2 protein-coding genes are annotated in these 714 nt (G+C 68.5%); one reads left to right on the top strand and one right to left on the bottom strand.

What is annotated here, in order from left to right:
- The coding region (locus MOV74_RS39585; RefSeq protein WP_246933046.1) for a LysR family substrate-binding domain-containing protein at positions 1-468 on the top strand (468 nt) is incomplete at its 5' end.
- A 4-nt stretch (positions 469-472) separates the two neighbouring features.
- On the opposite strand, the gene MOV74_RS39590 is transcribed toward MOV74_RS39585, so the two are convergent.
- A partial coding sequence (locus MOV74_RS39590) for a PfkB family carbohydrate kinase (protein ID WP_246933047.1) occupies positions 473-714 on the bottom strand: 242 nt, incomplete at its 5' end.

The raw sequence follows: 714 nt of genomic DNA on the forward strand, positions 1-714 counted from the left end.
GTCACGGTCGCGCTGTGCATGCCGGCGATCCATCACCCTGAAATCCAGGTGGCGCGGGTCGGCGCGCAACCGTTCATGCTGGCGATGCCGATCCGCTCACCGCTCGCCCGCCTTGGCGCAGTGCCGATGGCGAAATTGCAAGGCCGCCCGCTGATCGCGCTGCCGTGGCCGGACCACGACCCCGCCTCCTCCGCGGTCGCGGCCTTGCTGCGACGGCATCAAGTCGTGATGCCGATTGCGAGCCGGGTGGAGACGGTGCATTCGGCGATGAGTCTGGTTCTGGCCGGTGAAGGTCTCGCCATCCTACCCGCCTGCGCGCAGCTTGGCGCACCACGCGGCATCGTGTTCAGGCCGCTGCGCGACGCCACCGACTCCATCGATATCGCAGTCTGCTGGCGGCGGGATTCTCAGAGCCCGCTGATCCGAACCTTCCTCAAATGCGCCGAGAAAGTCGTCGCGCCGCTGTGACGGGCTACAAGGGCGAGGTGATCTCACGGCTCCAGGGCGGGTCGGCGCCCGGGCGGGTGCAGGTCAGGCCGGCGCAATTGGTGGCAAAGGACAGCGCGCGGCGGAGCTCGTCGGCATTGATGGCCTTCAGCTGCTGCCGGGCAAGGCGCCCCTGCTTGTGCAGCGCGAAAAGCAGCGCCGCCTGAAAGCTGTCTCCGGCGCCGATGGTGTCGGCGACCTCGACCTTTGGCGCGGCGACCTCGATCG

The sequence above is a fragment of the Bradyrhizobium sp. SHOUNA76 genome, from assembly GCF_023006445.1.
Taxonomy (GTDB): domain Bacteria; phylum Pseudomonadota; class Alphaproteobacteria; order Rhizobiales; family Xanthobacteraceae; genus Bradyrhizobium.